Source organism: Acidovorax sp. FG60, from assembly GCF_057808995.1.
This window is the reverse complement of sequence record NZ_JBMDJC010000032.1, coordinates 1-21,819: the sequence shown is the minus strand read 5'-3', so window position 1 is coordinate 21,819 and position 21,819 is coordinate 1. Positions and strand designations below refer to the sequence as shown.

Genomic DNA, 21,819 nt, shown 5'->3' with positions numbered 1-21,819 from the left:
CGCCCCCATGGTGAAAAATCGCTTTTTGGGCCACCGGTGCGACAATAGAGGGCTAAATGACAAGTTCCTTTTCCAATCTATCGCTGGCTGAACCGCTCGCGCGCGCCGTAGCCGAAATGGGCTACGAGTCCATGACGCCCATCCAGGAGCAGGCCATTCCGGTGGTGCTCACAGGGCAAGACGTGATGGGCGCAGCCCAGACCGGCACCGGCAAGACGGCGGCTTTCTCGCTGCCCCTGCTGCAGCGCCTGCTCAAGCACGAAAGCAGCTCCACATCCCCCGCCCGCCACCCCGTGCGTGCCCTGGTGCTGTTGCCCACGCGCGAGCTGGCCGACCAGGTGGCCCAGCAGATCGCGCTGTACGCCAAGTACACCAAGCTGCGCAGCACCGTGGTGTTTGGCGGCATGGACATGAAGCCCCAGACCATCGAGCTGAAAAAAGGCGTCGAAGTGCTGGTGGCCACACCAGGCCGCCTGCTGGACCACATCGAAGCCAAGAATGCGGTGCTCAACCAGGTCGAGTACGTCGTGCTCGACGAGGCCGACCGCATGCTGGACATCGGTTTCCTGCCCGACCTGCAGCGCATCCTGAGCTACCTGCCCAAGCAGCGCACCACGCTCCTGTTCAGTGCCACGTTCTCGCCTGAGATCAAGCGCCTGGCCAGCAGTTACCTGCAAAACCCCATCACCATCGAGGTGGCCCGCCCGAACGAAACGGCCTCCACGGTGGAGCAGCGCTTTTACAGCGCCAATGATGACGACAAGCGCCGAGCCATCCACCAGGTGCTCAAGACGCGCGGCATCAAGCAGGCTTTCATCTTCGTGAACAGCAAGCTCGGTTGTGCCCGTCTGGCGCGCAGCCTGGAGCGCGAAGGCCTCAAGACCACCGCGCTGCATGGCGACAAGAGCCAGGACGAGCGCCTGAAGGCGCTCGAAGCCTTCAAGAGCGGCGAGGTCGATCTGCTGGTGTGTACCGATGTGGCCGCGCGCGGCCTGGACATCAAGGACGTGCCTGCGGTGTTCAACTTCGACGTGCCATTCAACGCCGAAGACTATGTGCACCGCATCGGCCGCACGGGCCGTGCGGGCGCCTCGGGCCTGGCGGTGACGCTGGTGTCGGGCAGCGATGCCCGCCTGGTGGCCGACATCGAGAAGCTGATCAAGAAGAAGATCGATCTCGAAGCCATCGAATACGAAGAAGACCAGCCCCGTGGCCGCATCAACGACGGCCGCCGTGCCTGGCGCGAAGCCGGTGAGACGGGCGACGGGCGCGATGCGCTGCCGGCCGCCCCCGCCGCGCCACGGCGCGAGCGTGACCAGCGCGTCGGGCGCGAGGGGCGCGAACAACACCGGGGCTTTCGCCCGGCCGTGGCATCGCGCGACCCCTTCTTTGAGAAGCCGTATGAGGCCAGCGCAGCTGCCGACGCAACCCCCGCCTGGGAAGCTGCCAAGTCGGCCCCGCGCAGCAGCGTGTCGGCCAACATCAAGCCCAAGCGCAAGGTGGCAGCGCTGTTCAAGGCTGCCCAGCCAGAGACTTCGGTGCAGTGATGAAATACAGGCCTTTTTAGGCCTGTAGCGCTTGATGGATAAGCGCAAGAAGCTATATTTTCAATAGCAACCGAGGCCCCGTCAGTCTGAATGCAAACGGTGGTCGGCCCGGAGGTTTGGGGCAAGCCTGCGCAGCAAGGCCACATCGATGGCGCCGAAGGGGACCGCCCGCCCCCCACGCTGCTGCACAAACGCCTGTGCAGCCTCCGCATCGGCAAACGCGGGCAGATTGCCCGCCCGCATCGGCCCCATGGCCGAAGAACCTGTCACATACACCGCCTCCTGCGCGTTCAGCCAACCACCCGAATCGGTATCGGTCACATACCGGGCCACGATGGCGTCGGCCGTGCGGCCCCGCGTGTAGTGGGCCACGTTGCCCAGGTACAGCATGAGGCTGAGCGGTGAGTCAAAAAAATACGCATCCCCGTCCGCAAAAATGACCTGCGCCGCCCACACCCGTGCGCGGGCCGGGTACATGCCACACACCGGGCAGCGTGCGTCGGCGGGCACCTCGCGGGCGGCGGTCAGGGGCTGGCCCAGCGCAGGGTCGTAGGGCGTGGGCGGCGCCACCACGCACACATCGTCGCCGATGCCCTCCAGGGCGGCGTTGCCGGATGGGCGGGGCGGAGTGCGCTGGGGCCATTGCCATGCCACCAGGCCTGCCGAGCCCAGCAGCAGGACTGCAAGGGCTGTGCGCCGGGTGGCTGCGTGTGGGCGGGGCATCAGCGCAAGCATGGGCGGCTCACATCCGCGTGTCGTGCAGTGCCCCGCCGCTCAGGTCCACCATGGCGGGCGTGATCTCGGCAAAGCGCAACACTTTGCCGCCATATTCAGCAGCAAACTTCTTCGCGTCGGCCTCTTGCGCAAAGCTACCGATGGTGGGACCCATGGAGCCGTGGCGCTTGCCGCCCACCACATAGATCGCACTTTTGCCGTCGATCCAGTGGCCCTGCGGTGCATTCCAGTCGGCCTGGCCCATGTCCTGCACATACACGGCCTGCACGGCACGCACCTGTTCGCCGGCCAGCAGGGTGCTGAACAGCTCCACCGTGTCGCAGAAGAACGAGGGCTTGTCCTGCCCCGCAAAGCGCACCTGCGCCTTGGGGCCGGGGTAGTCGGCCAGCAGCATGCCGTCGAGTTCGCAGCTGGTGGTGCGGTCGATCTCCTGGGGCTGGAGAGATTGCGCGCTGTTGTCCGCCTGGCTGCAGCCCGTGAGGCCAGTCAGGCCCGTGAGTGTGCCGAGCGAAGCGAGTGCGGCCCAGCCCAGCAATTGCCGACGCGTGGTGCAGCCGCACCGGGGTTGGTAAGAATGGTTCATGGTTTGAATCTCCAGCTTGCAAGACCGAGCGGCACCACGATCCAGCCCGCCATCACCGCGCCCATCAGCCATGGCTTGGCCAGGGCAGGGGGCACGATGCTGGTCAGGCCGTACAGGGTGCGCACGTCATCGAGCGAGAACACGTTGAGGATGCGGAAAACGTCGGCCGGGTTGAAGAGCAGCAGGTAGGCCATGGCCTCGCCGCCATAGCTGCCGCCCGTGGCCACCAGGGCGCCCAGCAGCAGCAGGTCAAACACCAGCACAAAAAAGAACCAGGCGGCAATCGCCAGGCCGGAGGCGCGTGTGCGCTCGTGCGTGAGCACCGACAGCAGCACCGCCATGCTCAAAAAGGCCAGCCCCAGCAGCACCGAGCTGAGCATGAAGCCGCCGTAGTGGAACAGCGCAGCCCCGCTGAACTGCCGCACCAGCAGCACGGCCACCAGACCGAACCCCGCCAGCGTCGATAGCGTGAGCGCCGCCGCCAGCCCCAGGTACTTGCCCAGCAGCAGCTCCAGCCGCGTGATGGGCAGCGACAGCAACAGGTCGAGCGAGCCGCGCTCGCGTTCGCCCACGATGGCGTCAAAGCCCAGCAGCAGCGCGATCAGCGGGATCAGGTAGATCACCAGACTGACCAGACTGGCGATGGTGAACTCGATGGAACGAAAACCCACCATGCCCTGCTGCGCGCCGCCAAAGTAGGCGATGGCCAGCGAGAACACGGTGAACACCAGCGCCACGGCCAGCACCCAGCGGTTGCGCATGCGGTCGCGGAACTCTTTGCCCGCGATGGTGAAAATTTGTTGAAATTCCATGGCTAGCCCTTGCGCAGGTCAAAGTACACATCCTCAAGCGAGGGTTCCTGGATCTGCAGGTCCTGCAGCGCCGCGCCCAGCGGTGCCAGCGCACCGATCACGGCCATCTTGCTGCCGCGCGGGCAGTCCACATGCAGGCCTTCCGGCGTTTCCGCTGCGGTGATGCCGGGCACTGCAGAGAGCAGCCCCAGCGCGGCAGGCCGGTCGGCCGCAGCCAGGGTGAGGTGGATGGTCAGCGGCATGTGCGCCTGCTCGCGCAGCGCCTGCACGCTGCCCAGGGCCTGCAGCTTGCCGGAGGCCAGGATGGCAAGGCGGTCCACGCGCTCCTGCAGCTCGGCCAGGATGTGCGAAGTGATGACGATGGTCACGCCACCCGCCTGCAGCTCGCGCAGTGTGGCGTAGAAGTCGCGGATGGCCTGTGGGTCCAGGCCGTTGGTGGGCTCGTCGAGCAGCAGCACCTGGGGCTCGCCCAGCAGGGCTTGCGCAAACCCCAGGCGCTGGCGCATGCCCTTGGAGTATTCGCGCACGGCGCGGTTGCCCGCGTGGGCCAGGCCCACGCGTTCCAGCAGCGCGGGGCATTGCGCGAGGGGCGCACCCTTGAGGCGGGCGAAGAACCGCAGCGTTTCCAGCCCGTTCAGGTTGTCGTAGAGCACCACGTTCTCGGGCAGGTAGCCCAGGTGGCGGCGGGCGGCGCGAAAGTCGCGGCCCTGCACCGTGGCGCCGCCCACCCGGATCTCGCCCGAGGTGGCGGGCGTGAGGCCCAGGATCATCTTGAACAGCGTGCTCTTGCCCGCGCCGTTGTGACCGATGAGGCCGAAGATCTCGCCGCGCGCGATGCGCAGGTCGATGCCGTCCACGGCGTGCAGTGCGCCGTAGTGCTTGTGCGCGCCCCGCACCTCGATGGCGGGGGACTCGCTCAGGTCAATGGGGGGAGGGTTGCGTGTCACGCTGAAAATTCCGTTGGGGTTGGTTCGGTTGCATGCGGGGCTTTGGGTCCACCACGGTGGGCACGCGCAGCACCGGAAACTGCTGGCCCACCAGGCGCAGTGCCTGCACGGCCGGGCTGGCCAGCAGCAGCTTGATGGCGGGGTGGCGCCAGGTCAGGCGGTCCACCATGTCGTTGGCCTCGTAGGGCACGTCGCCCACGCCGTTGCCGTCGCGGTCCCAGCCCAGGTAGTTGCTCCAGTGGTTGCCGCCTTCGGTGCCCCAGCGCTCGTCGCGGGCGCCCACATAGCGCACCTGCTCGCGGTTGCCGATGAAGTCGTTGCCTTCGACCTTGTTGTTTTTGGAGCCGGCCGACAGGTGCACGCCCACTGTGTTGCGGGTCACCAGGTTGCCGCGCAGGGTGATGTACTCCACGTCGTAGATGAAGAAGCCCCGGGAGTTCTCAGCCACCACGTTGTTCTCGATCACCGAGTCCTGCAAGGTGCGCAGCATGATGCCGTGGTCGCTGTTGCCCCAGGCGCGGTTGTTGCGCACCATCTGGTCGCGCACCTCCATCAGCGCCAGGCCGCCACGGTTGAGGTAGGTATCGTTGTCTTCCCACAGGTTGTAGTAGGAGTTCATGTAGTGCGTGCCGTAGCGGCTGTGGTGCAGCCGGTTGCCGCGAAACACCGCGTGGTGCGACACGTCCACATACAGCGCGTCGCGCACAAAGCTGATGTGATTGCGCTCGATGCGTGCGCCCGTGGTGTTGTACAGCTGCACGCCATTGCCGCGCTGCGACGAGTTCACATCGCGCAGGCCGGTGATGGTGTTGTGCAGCACCTGTACATCGTTGGCCTTCTCGATCCACAGGCCAAAGAGGTTGTAGGTGAGGTCGTTGTGGCGTACCACGGCGCGGTGCGCGCCGGGGTACACGTAGATGCCTGCGTTCTGGTCCTTCAAGCTGGTGCCCGAGTCGCGCACGATCAGGCCTTCGATCACCACGTCGGGCGCGGTGACGCGGATGGTGTCGCCCGTCTGGCCGCCGCTGAGCGTGGGGCGGTCGATGCCGCGCAGGGTGAGCTGCTTGTCGATGCGCAGGTTCACGCGGTAAAAGCCCCGCTGCACCTCCACCGTGTCGCCCGGTTTGGCGGCCGTGATGGCAGCTTGCAGGTCTTGCCCGGGGCGCACCTGCACGGTGGCAGCGTGGGCGGGCAGGGCCAGCAGGCACGCAGCCAGCGCCACGAGTGCGGTGAATGCGGTGGCAGCAAGAGGGGACTTCATCACGCCAGTCCCACCAAGGCCTTGATTGCCAGGAAGAGTGCTGCGCCGATCAGCAGGTTCTTGAAGCCCACGTAGCTCAGCATGTCCATCACGCCCGCCCGGTGGTACTGGTCGCGCCACCACGGGCCGTCCTTCACATAGCGCTTGCCCGACAGGCGGATCAGCACCTCGTACACGCTCCAGCCAAACCACCAGCCGATGATGGCGCCCGACGACAACGTGCCCAGGGCGGTCATCACCCAGGCCACGCTGGCAGCCAGGGCGAGCGAGAAGCCCGCGATCTGCAGCGCGCGCCGCGACGCCCAGCCTTCGCGGCTCCAGGGCCACAGATGGTCCACCAGCTCCTTCGCCATCCAGCGCAGGCCGCGCGAGCCTGCCTTGGTCTGCGGCAGCACTGGCGCCGTAGGCCAGCGTGGGTCCGGCCCCTTCGCGGCCTTGGCCGAGATCTGGTCCTGCACCGTGGCAGGGTGGATCGGGATGAAATAACCGTTCTTGCCGACGGGCGTGATTTCCAGACCATCTTTCTCGCGGCGCTTGCGTTCCTTGGCCAGGGGCGGGCAGCCCTTGGTGTCGGTGTACAGAATCATGCAGTCCAGGCAGTGCAGGCATTCGCGGTGGTCGATGCGGCCGTCGGCGTCGATGGCCTGTGCACCGCAGCCCACGGCGCAGGCCTTGCAGCTGTTGCAGTCCTGCTTGCGCTTGAGGCCAAACCAGCGGAACGTGCTGGGCATGGCCAGCGAGGCACCCAGCGGGCAGATGTATTTGCAGTAGGGTCGCTCGATGAAGATCGAAACGCCCAGGATGGCCGCCACGAACAGGCCATAGGGCCAGGCGCGGTTCATCACACCGACCAGGAAGGTCGTCTTGAACGGCTCCACCTCGGCCAGCTTCTCAGCCAGGCCCATGGAGAACATCGACACCGCGAGCAGCCCGAAGAACACCGCGTACTTGACCCACTTGAGCCGGTCGTGCCACTTCTGCGGCAGCTGCGTCTGAAAGCGCTTGAAGCCCACCGCACGCGCGATCTTGTAGATGCCCTCCTGCAGCGAGCCAAACGGGCACATCCAGCCGCAAAACAACCCGCGCCCGAACAGGAACACGGTGACGATGATGAAGATCCAGAACAGGAAGATGAACGGGTCGGACAGGAACAGCGACCAAGTCCACTGGAACAGCAGCGCGTGGAACCAGGTCAGCACCTGCGTGATGGAAGGCTGTGCCATGGCGCCAAAGCCGATCCAGCCGATGCTGAGGGCCCAGAAGCTGTACTTGAAGGCGTTGACCGGCCACTTGTTCTTGTGGGTGGACAGGCGGGTGAGCTTCTCGCGCAGGGCGTACACCACGGTGACGGCAATCAGCAGCGCGGCGAACATCGCAATCTCTACCGCACGCGACTTCCACACGCGCACCCAGGGGGCGTCGGGCTCGTTGATGGTGGGGCGCCCGCCTTGCAGCATGGCGGCGGGCAGCCAGTAGGGCGTGTCAAAGCTGGTGAAGCTGCGCGTGCCCGTGGCACGGTCCACGCGGTTGCCCAGAAAGCTCAGCTTCCAGGGGTAGGCGGCCGAGAACGCGGGTGAGCGGATGATGAAGATGACCGATTCGTTGTAGCTGGGCGCGCCTGCGGCCTCGATGCCATACAGGTTGAGCGCGTCCAGGTCGCGGAAGGTGAATGAATCCGCCCCCTGGCGCACTTGCACACGGTCGTAGATGCCGCCGCGCACAAAGCCCGACCCCTTGAACGATTCCTTGCCACCGGTGCGGATGATGAAGAAGGCGTGTTCGCCCTCCTTGAGCTGCAGGCGCAGGTTGTTCCAGCCGTTCTCGCCCAGCAGGCTCTTGCCAATGTCGGGGTGGTTCAGGTCGCCAAACCACAGCTCGATGAACGGGTCGGGGCCCTTGTCCAGGCCCACTTGTTCGGGCGCCACCCGCAGGCGCTGCACGGTGCCTTGCTGCACCAGTTCGGCCCAGCTCAGGCGTTTGCCGGTTTCGGCATAGCGTGCGGGCTCGCGCACCGTGGGCGCGAGGATGCCCACCTGCCGCGCCACGGCCGAGCCCGAGGCCATCATGACCTGGTTCTGCGCGATGACGGTGACCGTGGCGCCCGAGATGGCGTCCAGGCCCAGCACGTTTTCATCGGGGCGCGACTGGCCCACCTCGATCTTGTCGGCCACCGACTTGCCAAGGTACTGGGCGTTGAACTTGAGCAGTGCGGATTCGGGAATGCCCAGCAGCAGGATGGGCTCGGAATGCTTGAGCACCTTCACGCCCACAAAGCGGCCTTGCGTGTCCATGCCGATCAGCGTGACCACAGGCTTGCCGGAGTAGGCGGGGGTGTCTGTGATGTCGGTGGAGAGCATCACATAGCCCAGCAGCTTCTTTTGCGCGGAGTCGTTGTCGTAAGCCTCTACGTAGGGCGGCTGACCCTTGCGTTCTGAGAAATGGCGGGCGCCGGGAAACACTTCGGCGCAAGGCACCAGTGCGCACATGTCGCGCGCGGTAGAGAGTTCCGCAGGCAGCTCGGCCTCGTAGGCGCCTGCTGCAGCATGCGCGCGCGGCGCCAGCCAAAGTGCTGCCAGCAAGACCAGAAGAAGCGTGGCGAACTGCCGACGGAGGGAAATCATGAGACTATCTTTTTGATAGCTGTTCGCGCTTATCTATCAAGCGCTAGCGGCCAATTTTGTTCAAATTGGGGCGCAGTCGTCACAACTGGCGCGCCCCAGACCAGGGATGCAGAGCAAGGGCCGCCCCGCAGCGAGTGCATCGTCCCCCTTCCCGAATCGCGCAGCGATTCGAGAGAAGGGGGAAGGCGCGCAGCGCCTCAGGGGGATCGCTTTGTCAAGCTTCCACGATCATCCGAGTGCGCATTTCCAAATGCAGCGCATGGCAGAAGTGCGTGCAGTAGCACCAGAACACACCGGGCTTGTCGGCCACGAAGCTCACCGACTTGGTCTCCAGCGGGTTCACGATGAAGTTCACGTTGTAGTTCGGGATCGCAAAGCCGTGCGTCAGGTCTTCGATCTTGTCCAGGTTGGTCAGGATCAGCGTGACCTCGTCACCCTTCTTGAGCTTGAACTCGCGCAGGCTGAAGGCCGGGGCTTGCGAGGTCATCTTCACGGTGACCTTCTTGCCGCTGCGGAACACGCCGGACTCCTTGGGGTCCTTGACCGCCAGCGGGAACTCGTCGAGCGTATAGACCTGCTTGGGGCGCACCAGGTCGCGCTTGAAAATGATGAAGTCATGGGGCTCGCCGCGCACGGGGTGGTCGGCCAGCAGCACCATCTTCTCGCCCGAAATGTCGATGAGCTGTTCGTTCTCGGGGTGCAGCGGGCCCACGGGCAGGAAGCGGTCCTTGGAGAACTTGCAGCCCACGGCCAGGTACTTGCCGTCGGCGGCCTTGGTCTCGGACTGCGAGGCGTTCAAGTGGCCCGGCTGGTATTGCACATCGAGGCGGTCCACCACGTACTTAGCGGTCTTGTCGCCCGCGTGGAACTTGATGGCGGCCTCCACGTTCCACTTTACGACCTGGCTGTCCAGGAACAGGGTGGTGTAGGCATTGCCACGGCCGTCGAAGGCGGTGTGCAGCGGGCCCAGGCCAAGCTCCACCTCGGCCACGATGGCGGAGTCCAGCTTTTCGAGCTTGCCTTCGAAATAGTCCAGCACCTTGGCCAGCTCGATCACGGTGCCGGTGGGCGACAGCTTGCCGGCGCAGATGAAGTATTTGCCATCGGGGCTGGCGTTCACGCCGTGGGGGTTCTTGGGCACTGAAACGTAGGCAGTGAGTGCTGTCTTGGGGTCCTTGTTGGCCTCATGCGTGCCGTCCACCACGGGCACCTTGCTGGTGCCGATGGTCTTGAACTTGCCAGCCTTCACGGCAGCCTCGATGCGGCCCACGTTGAAGAACAGACAGGCATCGCGTTCGGCGGACATCATGTCCTCGTACTTGGCACCCATCTCCACGTTGTACTGGTTGGTGGCGGCCAGCTTGCCGTCGTATGACGTGGCGACCAGGTCGCAGTTGCCGTCGATCAGCACTTGCCAGCGCACTTCCATCGTTTCTGCATCGACGCAGCTGAACATCGAACGGTATTTGCCCGAGTCTTCCGTGCCCGTGTTGGGCAGGGGGATGGCGAACTCACCGCCGCAGAACACGCGCGTGGTGTAGTTGATGGCAGGGTCCACCGGGTCGGCCTTGTCCGGGAAGATGCCGTGAAAGCCCTGCACGTTGGGCAGCTCGGTGATCTTGTCGCACACGAAGTAGTCGAGGCGTATGCGCGCGATGCGGCTGTTGATCTTGTCGTTGATCCAGGCGTAGCGGCCGTCGTAGTTGCCGTCCTTGTACGAGGCATGTGTGTGGTGGGTGTCGGCCACCGTGTACTTCAGGCTGCCATCGGCCTTGGTGCCCATGATTGCCTTGGATTCGTTCGTGATGCCCCAGCCCACCAGGGCGTCGGGCACAAAGCAGGGGATGCGGGTGATCTCGCGGCCCGAGGGCAGGCCCAGGACGCGCATGTCGCCCGTGTGGCCGCCGCTCCAGAGGCCGTAGTAGGTGTCCAGCTCGCCGGGCTTGAGGTGCACGTTGGCGCCAGCGGCGGCATGGCTGGCCGCAGGTGCTGCAGGGGCGGGGGCCGCAGGCGTTGCAGCGCTGGGCTTTTCGTTGCATGCGGCGACGCCTGCAGTCAGCCCGACCAGGGCCGCCGTGTTGATGAAGCTGCGTCGGCCCAGGCCAGCAGCGGGAAGGGGACTGTCTTTTCTCTCGGTCATGGTTTTCCTCTTTGGGATCGCTCAGTTGAAAAGGGGTGGTGCGCGTGCAGGGGGGCTGAACGCCACCCCTGTGCGTGGAAAAAGTGGTGTGTGAAAACGGGGCTGGAAGGTGGGGGCTGCAGCAGTGGTTGCCGCTGCGAGATGGGTGGTGGGTGGCGTGTCGGCCGCGAGGCACACAGGGCAATCGAGGCCCGTGGCGTCTGCCGCTACCAGGCCCTCAGCGGTCTTCACCACCAGCTTGGCGCTGCCTGTGCCGGAGCAGACCAGCTCCATGCTTCGCGGCACTACCAGCGGTGAAGCCACCGCAGCAGCCAGCGCCATGACAAACCACGCCAGCACCCAAAGGCGCAGTGTTCGCAGGTTGTGATGGCTTTGCATGGCACGGATAATAGATTCACATAATATGAATCAATTTGATCTGGATCATGCTTTGGCGGCGCTCGCATCTGCCCAAAAGTGCCTCTTGCACCTACAGTCAATGCACCAGTCTGAAGCGGTGCCTGTGCAATGCCCGTAGGGGTTTTTCGGGCCAGGTGCTGGACGCATTTCGTCGCATTTCTCGCGCAGCCACAGGCCCTCTCAGATATTTTTAAACCCCCAAGAACAGGATGTATGCGATGCAAAAGAAAACCGTGATGGTCGCCGTAGCGATCTTGGCCGCACTGCTGGCCGGTTGTGGCGACAAGAAGTCGGAGCCCACACCGGCTGCTGCACCCGCTGCGGTGACGGCCCCAGCGCCCGCAGTGGCCCCCGCCGCTCCGGCTGCCGCAGAAAATGAACTGGGCAAGAGCGTGTTTGGCAAGACTTGCGCCATGTGCCATGCGGCTGGCGTGGCCGGTGCCCCCAAGCCGGGCGACAAGGCCGACTGGGGCCCGCGCATTGCCCAGGGCAAGGACACGATGTACAAGCACGCGATCGAGGGCTTTACCGGGGCGAAGGGCATGATGCCTGCCAAGGGGGGCTCCGCCAATCTGACCGACGCTGAGGTCAAGGCCGCCGTGGATTACATGGCCGACAAGTCGCTCTGAGCGGAGGCGCCATGCAGCAAGCTTCTCTGCCCCCTCAGGGTCTGTCGCGCCGTCGCATGGTGATGGCATTGCCCTTGCTGGGTGGTGCGGTCTGGGGTGGTGGCGCGTCAGCGGGCGCACGGGTGGTGTCTGAACGCAGCTCGCGTCCCCTGATGGGAACGCAGGTGGATATGGCGGTGGAGGGCGTTGATGGCCCGCAGCTGCGCCGCGCCATGGACCGGGCCTATGCAGAGATGCAGAGGCTGGAGGCGCTCATGAGCCGCTACCAGCCACGCAGCGTGGTCAGTCGCATCAACCTGGCAGCGGGCGTGACGCCAGTGATGGTTCCGGCCGAGGTCATGGCGGTGCTGCAGAGCGCGCAGCGTGTGTCGGCAACAAGCCGTGGGGCCTTTGATGTGACCGTGGGGGCTTTCAAGTCCTGGAACTTTGGCCCTGGCGAAAAGGTGGTGCCCGGCGCCAGCGAGATCGCGCGGCAACTGCCGCTGGTGGATGCGCGCGGCCTGGTGCTGGACGTGGCAGCAGGCACTGCCTTCCTGGCCCGCCAGGGCATGGCGCTGGACCTGGGCGGCATCGCCAAACTACCGATCCTGGAAGCCGGCATGAACACGTTGCGCTCCGAGGGTGTCGAGAACGCCATGATCAACGGCGGTGGCGACGTGATGACCCACGGGCTGTGGCAAGGCAGGCCCTGGCGTGTGGGGCTGCGCGACCCACGGTCTCCCGAGCGTCTGCTGGGTGTGGTGGCCGTGGCGGGCGCCGGTGTGGTGGCCTCGTCGGGCGACTATGAACGCTTCTTCTTCCACCAAGGCCAGCGCCAGCACCATGTGCTCAATCCGCGAACAGGGCGCCCGGCATCGGGCGTGCATGGCGTGAGCCTGGTGGCGCGCGACGTGGCGGCTGTCAACGGACTGGGCGCCGCGCTGATGGTGCAGGGCCCGCAGGCGGGCAGGGCACTGGCGCAGCGCATGCCGGGGCTGGCCGTGCTGATCGCCGGGCAGGACGGTGGTGTCTGGCAGTCCACCGCCATGTCGGCGTTGCTGGAGCCAGTGCCGTCCTGAACCTGCTGCGGTTTATTCAGCCCGGGGCCTGTGCCTGCTCGCAATGCACCTGCAGCAGCTCACGCTCGGCCAGCGTCGCGCCAAAACGCACGGCGCTCAGGCAGCCGCCCCACACGCAGCCCGTGTCCAGTCCGAGCAGATCGCTGCGGTTGAGCCAGCCCAGCGTGGACCAGTGACCGAAGGCCATCAGCGTGTCCGCTGTGCGCCGCCCTGGCACGTCGAACCAGGGCATGAGGCCGGGTGGGGCGGCGCTGGCGCTTTCGGTGCTTTCAAAATCCATCACGCCGTCGGCCGAGCAAAAGCGCAGCCGGGTGAGTGTGTTCACGATCACCCGCAGGCGGTCGGCGCCGACCAGGTCGTTGTGCCAGTGGTCGGGTGTGTTGCCGTACATCGTGTGCAGAAAACCGGCCAGGTCGGGGCTGCGCAATGCTGCGTGTACTTCGTCCGCGTACGCGAGAGTCTCTGCGACCGTCCAGGTGGGCAGCACACCGGCATGAACCATCAGCAGCGTTTGCCCCGCATGCATGTGGGTGCGGGCCAGGGGCTGCTGGCGCACCCAGTCGAGCAGCACATCGCGGTCGGGAGCGTCCAGCACCGTGCCCAGCGTGTCGCGCCGCGAGGGCTTGCGCGCACCGTGTGCGGCGGCCAGCAGGTGCAGGTCGTGATTGCCCAGCAGGCATCGGATGGCGTCGCCATGGCGCATGCAGCGGCGCAGCACGGCGGCCGAGTCGGGCCCTCGGTTGACGAGGTCACCCAGCAAGTAGACCGTGTCGCGGCTAGGGGAAAAGTCGATGGTGTCCAGCAGGCGGCCCAGCGCGGCGTCGCAGCCCTGGATGTCGCCGATACAGTAAAGCGCCATGGTGATCTTTATGAGTGAAGCACGGATTTTCGGCTGATCGCGTCGCCGACCTTGCTCAGCATGTGCCGGAGCTGGTCATTGAGGCCGAGGACGCGCTGTGTACGCATGGACGGGCGGCGAAATTTCTGCCCGAAACCCTCAATGGGGTGGAGTTGCTGGAGCAGTTACGGGCCCGTTCTGGGCGCATGGTGGTTGTGGGCGATGAATATGGTGTGGCGCAATGCATCATGACCCGCGCCATTTACTGAAAGCCATTCCCGTTGAATTGCAGCCCGGGGGGCCTCGATGCCTGGGCCCCGCAGCGCGATGACGGAGGCTGGCTGTTGGATGGCTGGGGATGTCCTGCATAACCCTCGCGAGGCGGTGGTAGTGCGGATCGGGATGGGACGCAAGGCGTCTTTTCTTGCCAATAGCCCAGCTATTGGCAAGAAAAGCAACGCAGCGAACCGCCCGAGGCCGCGCTATCACAGACCGCGGGGAGTTATGCAGGTCATCCCTGGATACCGGTGTCGGAACTCAAGGCGCGCCTGGATATTCGCAATTTACCGGGTGAGGGCCGTGGTCGCTATAACACGCGGGCGGCCCGTTTGAGGGAAGAAACGGGGCATTTGATGGAAGTGGGCGACCGCATTCGGTGCATGGGCTGGGTATTTGAGGTGCTGGCGCTGGAATGCAATCGTATCGACAACGTATTGCCCCAGCCAGAAGACGGAACCCCGATCGCCTCCAGCAAGCATCAATACCCCGGTTGTTCAGCCAGACGCAAACCATGCATCAATGGGTGTTGGGGGTTAATGCCAAGAATTTTTAATGAAATTCTGAAAGTGGTTGCACAAAAAAGGCACATTATTCTTATAATTCGCGTGTCTTCACCCTTATCCAAAATCCAGACACCATGACCAGCTACAAAGAACTGTTGAAGCAGCGCGAAGCCCTTGAGCAACAAATCAGTGAAGCCCGGCGCCGGGAACTGTCGGACGCTGTGTCGCAGGTCCGTTCACTGGTGGCCGAATATGGGCTGACTGCCCAGGACGTGTTCCCCACCGGCAAGGCGTCTGGCAAGACAGGTCGCAGTTCTACGGCCGGCACCAAGGTGGCGCCCAAGTACCGCAACCCCGCCACCGGCGAAACCTGGACAGGCCGTGGCAAGGCTCCCAAGTGGATTCAAAACGAAAACCGCGAAAAGTTTGTGATTTAAGGGTCTTTGCCCTGCATTAAAAAAGCCCGCTGATGCGGGCTTTTTTAATGGGCTACTCTTGGCCAGGACAAAAGGTGCTCAGGCGGGTGGCGCCTCGACAACTGTACGCACTGTGCGAAGAACAGGAAATGCATGTGCGGTAACTTCGTGCGCAGTGTCTGCGATTTATCGGCAGCGCAATGCGCTTTGTGGAGCCATTTGGTGAATCGGATGGTCATCGTTTTAATTTTGAACTGCGCGCATTGATTGCACCCTGACAGTGCACAGGCATTACGTTCAGCCTTCTGCAACCCCGGGGTTTTCCTGAGCAATCTTGCGCAATACCTGTGCCGTGAAATCGTCCGCCGGAAAGAAGGATTCCACAGCCAGTTCCTGCAATGTCACATCCACCGGCGTTCCGAATATCGTGGTGGTGCTGATGAGGGAGAGCATTCCATGCACGCTTTCAAAGCAGAACGGCATTACCACGCCCAGCATTTCACCTGCCAGTACCAGGGCATCGGATTCCGGCGGGGCGGGATATTGCAGCAGTTCTGCCTGCAGTGCGATCAGTGCCGGGTCGGCCGTGGCCTGTATCTGCTGGCGCAGGCGTTCAAACAGGTGCGCCCGCCACTGCGCCAGATTGGCGATGCGCGGCGCAAGCCCCTGGGGGTGCAGGCTCAGCCGGAACACGTTGACAGGTGGCGCCAGCAGTTCGGGACTGACGTGGGCAGACAGCAGGGCCAGCGCGGCGCGGTTGGTGGCCACCACGTTCCAGCAGCGGTCGAGGGCAATGGCGGGGCAGGGTTCGTGGCCCTTGAGCACCAGTTCCACCGCCTGGCGCGCCGCGGCCAGCGCAGGGTCGTCCAGCGCGCGTTCGCGGTACATGGGGGCGTAGCCGGCGGCCACCAGCAGGGCGTTGCGCTCACGCAGTGGAATGGCCAGGCGCTCGCACAGGCGCAGCACCATGTCGCGGCTGGGGTTGGTGCGGCCGGTTTCCATGAAGCTCACATGGCGCGTGGAGATGTCCGCCTCGTCGGCCAGCTCCAGCTGGCTCAGGTGCCGCTGCTGGCGCCAGGTGCGCAGGTGGTCGCCAAACGAGGTGGGCCCCGCCGGTGCCACGCGGTGCGGCAAAGGATGGCGCGGAGAGCGGTGAGAGGACGGTGCGGTGGAGGTCATGGCCGCCATCCTAGGCGCTAACCGCACACGGGCCATTACCTGGCAGGTCATCGACGCGGTGCGCCAGGGCGGGAACGATGGAGCCTTCTTTCTTCCTCAACCAAGGAGCTTTCCATGTTCAAGCTGATGTCCTCCCCCCGATTCCTGCGTGCCGTGGTCTGGTTCGATGCCTCCACGGGGGTTCTGCTCGGCGCCCTGCACCTGCTGCTGACAGCGCCCCTGGCCGAGTGGCTGGGCCTGCCGCCCGGGCTGCTGCAGGTGACGGGCGCCATGCTGCTGGGCTATGCCGCCCTGGCCATAGCGATTGCCCGGTCTGAGCCCATGCCGCGTGGCTGGCTGTGGGTGCTGATCGTGGGCAACTTGGCCTGGGCGTTGGCCAGCCTGTTGCTGCTGCTGGGCTCCACGCTCACGCCCACCTTGCTGGGCCAGGCCTATTTGCTGGTGCATGTGGTCTCGGTGGCCATGCTGGCCGAGCTGCAGTGGTTTGGCGTGCGCCGCCTGCCAACCTGGGCTGCGGCGTGATGGAGATCGGTTGTGTGCTCCTGAAAATATAGCTGCTTGCGCTTGTCCATCAAGCGCCAGGGGCATTTTTTATGCCGATATCGGGCACGGGTGGCGTGGATCGGGCGACCCGACCACGCCGCACAGGGTTGGGGGCCGCGTTTGCATAGCCCCACGATTGCACCGCCATGCAGGACTGCCAGAATAGGCTTTGTTGCCTTTCACAGGAGTTTGCCATGGCCGTATCACGCAAGTTGTCGCCCAAGCCCGCCCGCCACGCGTTTGCCAACACCCTCAAGAGTTTCAAGACAGCGTCTGGCAAAGAAGGCCAGTTCTACTCGCTGCCCGCGCTGGCCAAGCAGTTCCCCCAGATCCAGCGCTTGCCCGTGTCGATCCGCATCGTGCTCGAATCGGTGCTGCGCAATTGCGATGGCCGCAAGGTGACCGCCGAGCATGTGCAACAGCTTGCGCACTGGGCGCCCAATGCCGCGCGTACGGACGAGATTCCGTTTGTCGTCTCCCGCGTGGTGCTGCAGGACTTCACCGGCGTGCCGCTCTTGGCCGACTTGGCCGCCATGCGCAGCGTGGCCGTGAAACTGGGCAATAACCCCAAGAAGATCGAGCCGCTGGTGCCCGTGGACCTGGTGGTGGACCACTCCATCATGGTCGACCACTACGGCAAGAAGAATTCGCTCGACCTGAACATGAAGCTCGAATTCCAGCGCAACCGCGAGCGCTACGAGTTCATGAAGTGGGGCATGCAGGCCTTCGACACGTTTGGCGTGGTGCCGCCGGGCTTTGGCATCGTGCACCAGGTCAACCTCGAATACCTGGCGCGCGGCGTGCACAAGCGCAAGGACGGTGTGTACTACCCCGACACCCTCGTGGGCACCGACAGCCACACCACCATGATCAACGGCATTGGCGTGGTGGGCTGGGGCGTGGGCGGCATCGAGGCCGAGGCCGCCATGCTGGGCCAGCCGGTGTACTTCCTCACGCCCGACGTCGTGGGCTTTGAGATGACGGGCCAGCTGCGCGAGGGCGTGACCGCCACCGACCTGGTGCTCACGGTGACCGAACTGCTGCGCCAGCACAAGGTGGTGGGCAAGTTCGTGGAGTTTTTTGGTGAAGGCACGCGCACCCTGGCGTTGCCCGATCGGGCCACCATCGGCAACATGGCACCCGAATACGGCGCGACCATGGGGTTCTTCCCGGTGGACGAAAAGACCATCGACTACTTCAAGGGCACGGGCCGCACCAAGGCCGAGATCGAAGCGTTTGAGGCCTACTTCAAGGCCCAGGGCCTGTTTGGCGTGCCGCTGGCGGGCGAGGTGGACTATTCGCAGGTGGTGAAGCTCGACCTTGGCAGCGTCACCCCCAGCCTGGCTGGCCCCAAGCGCCCGCAAGACCGCATCGAGCTGGGCAAGGTCTGCAGCCAGTTTGCCGACCTGTTCAGCAAGCCCAATGCACAAAATGGTTTCAACCGCCCGGCCGAGCTGCTGCACACGCGCCACCATGTCCGGGCCAGTGATGCTCCTGTCGATGTGGGCGCTCCGGCAGAGGTGCCAGCGCCATCGGGTGCACCGCGATTCATCGTGGAGATGGAGCAGAACAAGCCCACGCTGGCGGCCGCGCATGCCGAAGTCCCCGCCCAGCAAGCCAGCCGCACGGGTGACGTGACCGTGGGCAACGGCGACGTGCTGATTGCCGCCATCACCAGCTGTACCAATACCAGCAACCCCAGCGTGCTGCTGGCCGCAGGCCTCTTGGCCAAGAAGGCAGTGGAGGCGGGGCTCAAGGTCAAGCCGCACATCAAGACCTCGCTCGCCCCTGGCTCGCGCATCGTCACCGAATACCTCACGCAGACCGGCTTGCTCCCTTACCTGGAAAAGCTGGGCTTTGCGCTGGCGGGTTACGGCTGCACCACCTGTATCGGCAATGCGGGCGACCTCACGCCCGAGCTGAACGAGGCCATCACCAGCAACGACCTGGTGTGTGCCGCGGTGCTGTCGGGCAACCGCAACTTCGAGGCGCGCATCCATCCCAACCTCAAGGCCAACTTCCTGGCCAGTCCGCCGCTGGTGGTGGCCTATGCCATCGCCGGCACGGTGCTCAAGGACCTGATGACCGAGCCGGTGGGCAAGGGCAAGGGTGGCAAGGACATCTACCTGGGCGACATCTGGCCCAGCAGCGAAGAGGTGCACGCCCTGCTCAAGTTCGCCATGAACGGCAAGGCCTTCCGCGAGAACTACGCCAAGGTGGCCACCGACCCTGGCAAGCTGTGGGAAAAGATCAAGGGCGTGAGCGGCACCGCCTACACCTGGCCCGCCAGCACCTACATTGCAGAGCCTCCGTTTTTTGCACAGTTTGCTCTTGAAAAAGGAGCTGTTAACGCAGATCCATCAAGCGCTGGAGGCCAAAATGATGCCAAACTTCCATCGGTGATCGGTGCCCGCATCATGGCGCTGTTTGGCGACTCCATCACCACTGACCACATCTCGCCCGCAGGCTCCATCAAGGAAAGCTCACCCGCTGGCCAGTGGCTGCGGCAGCATGGCGTTCAAAAGGCTGACTTCAACAGCTACGGCGCGCGCCGGGGCAACCACGACGTGATGGTGCGCGGCACCTTTGCCAACGTGCGCATCAAGAACCTCATGATCCCGCCCACTGCCGACGGCTCGCGCGAAGAGGGTGGGGTGACGGTGTTCCAGAACGAAGGCGCGCTGCAGGGCGAGAAGATGTTCATCTTCGATGCCGCCATGCAGTACATGGCGCAAAAGACGCCCACGGTGATCTTTGCGGGCGAGGAATACGGCACCGGCTCCAGCCGCGACTGGGCCGCCAAGGGCACGCAGCTGCTCGGCATCAAGGCCGTGGTGGCGCGCAGTTTTGAGCGCATTCACCGCTCCAACCTGGTGGGCATGGGGGTGCTGCCGCTGCAGTTCAAGGCGGGCGAATCGTGGGAGACGCTGGGCCTCACGGGCAATGAGCTGATCGATGTGGTGCCCGACCCGGCGCTCACGCCACAAAGCGACGCGCAACTGGTCATCCGCCGCGCGGACGGCTCGCGCCAGGAAGTCACCGTCACGCTGCGCATCGACACGCCCATCGAGGTGGACTACTACCAGGCCGGCGGCATCCTGCCGTTTGTGCTGCGCCAGTTGTTGCAGGGGTGACACTGCCCTGTCGGCGGTGCAGGGCACCGGCATCGTCGGCAACGGGGCTTCGGCCCCGTTTTGCATGGAGCCCGATGGTGGGGGGAAACACGCACCCCCGCGCCTTACTCGTCGATACACTTGTGACGCTATGTAGAACCCGGTAGAAACACTCCAGACCATGCCGCTGTCGTCCTCTCCCACCCGCACCCCGCCTGCGCGTTCACCGTGGGCGGATGCGCCCGCCCTGACGGTGGTGCTGGTGGTCGCAGCATTGACGCTGGTGATCGTGCCAGTGGCCCAGATGCTGGGGCCGGGGGCGGGTTCCCAGCACGGCCTGGAGCCATTTATGGAACTGGTGGCAGTGCTGTTGGGGTTGCTGGTGGTATCGGTATCCCTGCACACACTGGACCCGTCCGAGCAGGCCCGGGCCAATGTGCTGGTGGCAGGCTTTGGTGTCGCGGCGGTGTGCAATTTTCTGCACGGCGTGCTGGCACATTCCACGCCCGTGCACATGCCATCGGGCACGGCCCACATCTCACTGTGGCTGAGCAGCTGGGCGCGGGTGGTCGAAGTCGTCACCCTGCTGCTCACAGCCGCGCGGCTGGCAATGCCCGGCCCGGCCAAGGTCTGGCTGGCCGCCTCGGGTGTGGTGGCGCTGCTGCTGGTGGGCTCGGCCATGGGGCCCCTGCCGGGCTGGTTTGCCGCTGCAGCGGGCGGGTCATTGCGGCAATACCTGGCCTTTGTGCTCGTGGTGGCGCTGGGCGTAGCCGCAGTATGGCTCCACCGCAATCCGGGCCGGCGCGAACGGGTGTTTGCCTGGGCAGCCGTGGCCTTTCTGGGGGGGGAGCTGGTGGTGGGCCTGATGGGTGGGCATTCGTCCATCGGGGGGCCGTTGGCGCACGGTCTGCGGGTTTTGGCGTATGCGTTGTTGTACCAGGCCGTTTTTGATGCGGGCATACGGGCGCCGTTCGCCCGTGTGCAGGAGGCCGAGCGGCGCCTGCGCGAGAGTGAAGGGCGTCTGTCGCTGCTTGGGCGCAACCTGCCCCACAGCGTGTTGTTCCAGGTGGTGCGCGAGCTGGATGGCAGCTCACACTTTGTGCACATGGGCGATGCGATCGAGCGGCTCAATGGGGTGACGGTGCAAGAGGTCATGGCCGATTTCCGGGTGTTGTATCGCCAGGTGTTGCCCGAAGACATCGACCGCCTGCGACAGGCCGAGCGGCAGTCTTTTCTGACCATGACCAGCATGGAGGCCGTTTTTCGCGTGCGCCGCACCGATGGCCAGATACGCTGGATGCACCTGAGTTCATCGCCCCGTCTGCTCGACGACGGGCGTGTGCTGTGGGATGGTGTACAGACCGACATCACGGCCCACCGCCTGGCCGAGGAGGCTGCGCATGCCCACGAAGCCCTGATGGCCAACATGCTGCGCCAGGTGCCCGGCGGTGTGGCGCGCTTGGACCGGGATCTGCGCGTCTTGTATGTCAATGCGCAGCAGGCCAGCTGGCTCTACCGCAAGCCCGAGGAGCTGCAAGACCGCCTGCTGCAGGAGGTGATCCCGGCCGATGTTTTCGCCCGCATGCAACCCCATTTCGCCAAGGCCTTTGCGGGCGAGACGGCCGTGTTCGAGAACCGCATGGACGGGCCTGACGGCCTGCAGGTTCGCCACACCACCATCGCGCCCGAGAGCGTTACCGAGCAAGGCGTGCCTGCCGTTGTGCTGTTTGCCTACGATCTGACCGGGCTCAAGCGCGTGGAGGCCGAGCTGGCCGACCAGAAGGCCCATCTGGCCCGCGTGGTCAACGCCATGCCTGACATGGTGTTCTTGAAGGATGCCAGCGGCGTGTACCTGTCCGTCAATCCGGTGTTCGAGCGATTTGCGGGCAGGTCGGAGCGGCAGATCGTGGGCTGCAACGATTTTGACCTGGTGGCCCCCGCCGAGGCTGAGCGCTTTCGCAAATACGACCAACGCGCCATGCAGGCCTGGCAGCCGCTGGTTTACGAAGAAACACTGACCTTTGCCGAAGATGGCTACCGAGGCCAGTTCGAGACCATCAAGACCCCCATCCGTGACCTGACCGGCCGGGTGACGGGGGTGCTGGGGGTGTGCCGCGACATCACAGACCGCAAGCGCGCAGAACAAGAAATCGAGCGCCTCGCCTTCTTCGACGCCCTCACAGGCCTGCCCAACCGCCGCCTGCTGCTGGACCGCC

General features: G+C 64.8%; 18 protein-coding genes and 1 pseudogene. 9 read left to right on the top strand and 10 right to left on the bottom strand.

Annotated features, from left to right (window positions below; all coding sequences use genetic code 11):
* The first annotated feature begins 56 nt into the window (after window positions 1-56).
* A complete protein-coding gene (locus ACODS0_RS26565; protein ID WP_121422589.1) occupies window positions 57-1,547 on the top strand; it encodes a DEAD/DEAH box helicase in 1,491 nt (496 codons plus the stop codon).
* Window positions 1,548-1,628: 81 nt separating this feature from the next.
* Here ACODS0_RS26565 and ACODS0_RS26560 read toward each other — a convergent pair whose 3' ends face one another.
* The 8 genes from ACODS0_RS26560 to ACODS0_RS26525 all read right to left on the bottom strand — a co-directional run bounded on the left by ACODS0_RS26560 (window position 1,629) and on the right by ACODS0_RS26525 (window position 11,024).
* Window positions 1,629-2,282, bottom strand: a complete 654-nt coding sequence (locus ACODS0_RS26560) for a nitrous oxide reductase accessory protein NosL (RefSeq protein ID WP_488838194.1) — start codon at window positions 2,280-2,282, stop codon at window positions 1,629-1,631.
* 7 nt (window positions 2,283-2,289) lie between these two features.
* Window positions 2,290-2,865, bottom strand: coding sequence for a nitrous oxide reductase accessory protein NosL (locus ACODS0_RS26555; protein ID WP_055393506.1), 576 nt, complete (start codon window positions 2,863-2,865; stop codon window positions 2,290-2,292).
* Window positions 2,862-3,677: an ABC transporter permease gene (locus ACODS0_RS26550; RefSeq protein WP_488838192.1), complete on the bottom strand. Its 816-nt coding sequence runs from the start codon at window positions 3,675-3,677 to the stop codon at window positions 2,862-2,864. Before ACODS0_RS26550 ends, ACODS0_RS26555 begins: the two co-directional genes overlap by 4 nt.
* 2 nt (window positions 3,678-3,679) lie before the next feature.
* Complete coding sequence (locus ACODS0_RS26545) at window positions 3,680-4,624, bottom strand: ABC transporter ATP-binding protein (protein ID WP_488838190.1); 945 nt, start codon at window positions 4,622-4,624, stop codon at window positions 3,680-3,682.
* Window positions 4,599-5,885 (bottom strand): nitrous oxide reductase family maturation protein NosD, encoded by a 1,287-nt coding sequence (locus ACODS0_RS26540; RefSeq protein ID WP_488838188.1) that lies wholly within the window; start codon window positions 5,883-5,885, stop codon window positions 4,599-4,601. The genes ACODS0_RS26545 and ACODS0_RS26540 overlap by 26 nt, the downstream gene beginning before the upstream one ends.
* A complete protein-coding gene (locus ACODS0_RS26535) occupies window positions 5,885-8,506 on the bottom strand; it encodes a 4Fe-4S binding protein (protein WP_488838186.1) in 2,622 nt (873 codons plus the stop codon). The genes ACODS0_RS26540 and ACODS0_RS26535 overlap by 1 nt, the downstream gene beginning before the upstream one ends.
* 214 nt (window positions 8,507-8,720) lie before the next feature.
* Complete coding sequence (gene nosZ, locus ACODS0_RS26530; RefSeq protein WP_488838184.1) at window positions 8,721-10,646, bottom strand: TAT-dependent nitrous-oxide reductase; 1,926 nt, start codon at window positions 10,644-10,646, stop codon at window positions 8,721-8,723.
* A 21-nt stretch (window positions 10,647-10,667) separates the two neighbouring features.
* On the bottom strand, window positions 10,668-11,024 hold the full coding sequence (locus ACODS0_RS26525; RefSeq protein ID WP_488838182.1) for a hypothetical protein: 357 nt from the start codon (window positions 11,022-11,024) through the stop codon (window positions 10,668-10,670).
* Window positions 11,025-11,263: 239 nt separating this feature from the next.
* Between ACODS0_RS26525 and ACODS0_RS26520 the strand changes: the two genes are divergently transcribed.
* Both ACODS0_RS26520 and ACODS0_RS26515 read left to right on the top strand, forming a co-directional pair.
* Window positions 11,264-11,674 carry a c-type cytochrome gene (locus ACODS0_RS26520; protein WP_057229607.1) on the top strand — a complete coding sequence of 137 codons (411 nt, stop codon included), beginning with the start codon at window positions 11,264-11,266 and terminating at the stop codon, window positions 11,672-11,674.
* An 11-nt stretch (window positions 11,675-11,685) separates the two neighbouring features.
* A complete protein-coding gene (locus ACODS0_RS26515) occupies window positions 11,686-12,732 on the top strand; it encodes an FAD:protein FMN transferase (RefSeq protein WP_121507258.1) in 1,047 nt (348 codons plus the stop codon).
* A gap of 16 nt (window positions 12,733-12,748) precedes the next feature.
* On the opposite strand, the gene ACODS0_RS26510 is transcribed toward ACODS0_RS26515, so the two are convergent.
* Window positions 12,749-13,591, bottom strand: coding sequence for a symmetrical bis(5'-nucleosyl)-tetraphosphatase (locus ACODS0_RS26510; RefSeq protein WP_488838179.1), 843 nt, complete (start codon window positions 13,589-13,591; stop codon window positions 12,749-12,751).
* 113 nt (window positions 13,592-13,704) lie between these two features.
* Here ACODS0_RS26510 and ACODS0_RS26505 point away from each other — a divergent pair.
* The 3 genes and pseudogenes from ACODS0_RS26505 to ACODS0_RS26495 all read left to right on the top strand — a co-directional run.
* A pseudogene (locus tag ACODS0_RS26505) lies at window positions 13,705-13,923 on the top strand (hypothetical protein); the annotation flags it as partial.
* A 174-nt stretch (window positions 13,924-14,097) separates the two neighbouring features.
* Window positions 14,098-14,490, top strand: a complete 393-nt coding sequence (locus tag ACODS0_RS26500; protein WP_488838177.1) for a hypothetical protein — start codon at window positions 14,098-14,100, stop codon at window positions 14,488-14,490.
* Complete coding sequence (locus ACODS0_RS26495; RefSeq protein WP_055393525.1) at window positions 14,487-14,789, top strand: H-NS histone family protein; 303 nt, start codon at window positions 14,487-14,489, stop codon at window positions 14,787-14,789. Before ACODS0_RS26500 ends, ACODS0_RS26495 begins: the two co-directional genes overlap by 4 nt.
* 276 nt (window positions 14,790-15,065) lie before the next feature.
* Here the strand turns inward: ACODS0_RS26495 and ACODS0_RS26490 are convergent, their stop codons facing one another.
* On the bottom strand, window positions 15,066-15,947 hold the full coding sequence (locus ACODS0_RS26490; protein WP_121508796.1) for a helix-turn-helix domain-containing protein: 882 nt from the start codon (window positions 15,945-15,947) through the stop codon (window positions 15,066-15,068).
* A gap of 114 nt (window positions 15,948-16,061) precedes the next feature.
* Here ACODS0_RS26490 and ACODS0_RS26485 point away from each other — a divergent pair, with 114 nt between their 5' ends.
* The 3 genes from ACODS0_RS26485 to ACODS0_RS26475 all read left to right on the top strand — a co-directional run.
* Window positions 16,062-16,469, top strand: coding sequence for a hypothetical protein (locus tag ACODS0_RS26485; RefSeq protein ID WP_121422602.1), 408 nt, complete (start codon window positions 16,062-16,064; stop codon window positions 16,467-16,469).
* Between the two features lie 215 nt (window positions 16,470-16,684).
* Window positions 16,685-19,624: an aconitate hydratase gene (locus tag ACODS0_RS26480; RefSeq protein ID WP_488838175.1), complete on the top strand. Its 2,940-nt coding sequence runs from the start codon at window positions 16,685-16,687 to the stop codon at window positions 19,622-19,624.
* A gap of 160 nt (window positions 19,625-19,784) precedes the next feature.
* On the top strand, window positions 19,785-21,819 hold a 2,035-nt coding region (locus ACODS0_RS26475), incomplete at its 3' end, for a PAS domain-containing protein (protein WP_488838173.1).

Coding starts and splice junctions, on each gene's coding strand:
- ACODS0_RS26490 (WP_121508796.1), bottom strand. CDS start 15,947: ATGACCTCCACCGCACCGTCCTCTCACCGCTCTCCGCGCCATCCTTTG.
- ACODS0_RS26540 (WP_488838188.1), bottom strand. CDS start 5,885: ATGAAGTCCCCTCTTGCTGCCACCGCATTCACCGCACTCGTGGCGCTG.
- ACODS0_RS26515 (WP_121507258.1), top strand. CDS start 11,686: ATGCAGCAAGCTTCTCTGCCCCCTCAGGGTCTGTCGCGCCGTCGCATG.
- ACODS0_RS26535 (WP_488838186.1), bottom strand. CDS start 8,506: ATGATTTCCCTCCGTCGGCAGTTCGCCACGCTTCTTCTGGTCTTGCTG.
- ACODS0_RS26520 (WP_057229607.1), top strand. CDS start 11,264: ATGCAAAAGAAAACCGTGATGGTCGCCGTAGCGATCTTGGCCGCACTG.
- nosZ (WP_488838184.1), bottom strand. CDS start 10,646: ATGACCGAGAGAAAAGACAGTCCCCTTCCCGCTGCTGGCCTGGGCCGA.
- ACODS0_RS26510 (WP_488838179.1), bottom strand. CDS start 13,591: ATGGCGCTTTACTGTATCGGCGACATCCAGGGCTGCGACGCCGCGCTG.
- ACODS0_RS26485 (WP_121422602.1), top strand. CDS start 16,062: ATGTTCAAGCTGATGTCCTCCCCCCGATTCCTGCGTGCCGTGGTCTGG.
- ACODS0_RS26495 (WP_055393525.1), top strand. CDS start 14,487: ATGACCAGCTACAAAGAACTGTTGAAGCAGCGCGAAGCCCTTGAGCAA.
- ACODS0_RS26555 (WP_055393506.1), bottom strand. CDS start 2,865: ATGAACCATTCTTACCAACCCCGGTGCGGCTGCACCACGCGTCGGCAA.
- ACODS0_RS26560 (WP_488838194.1), bottom strand. CDS start 2,282: ATGCTTGCGCTGATGCCCCGCCCACACGCAGCCACCCGGCGCACAGCC.
- ACODS0_RS26525 (WP_488838182.1), bottom strand. CDS start 11,024: ATGCAAAGCCATCACAACCTGCGAACACTGCGCCTTTGGGTGCTGGCG.
- ACODS0_RS26480 (WP_488838175.1), top strand. CDS start 16,685: ATGGCCGTATCACGCAAGTTGTCGCCCAAGCCCGCCCGCCACGCGTTT.
- ACODS0_RS26565 (WP_121422589.1), top strand. CDS start 57: ATGACAAGTTCCTTTTCCAATCTATCGCTGGCTGAACCGCTCGCGCGC.
- ACODS0_RS26550 (WP_488838192.1), bottom strand. CDS start 3,677: ATGGAATTTCAACAAATTTTCACCATCGCGGGCAAAGAGTTCCGCGAC.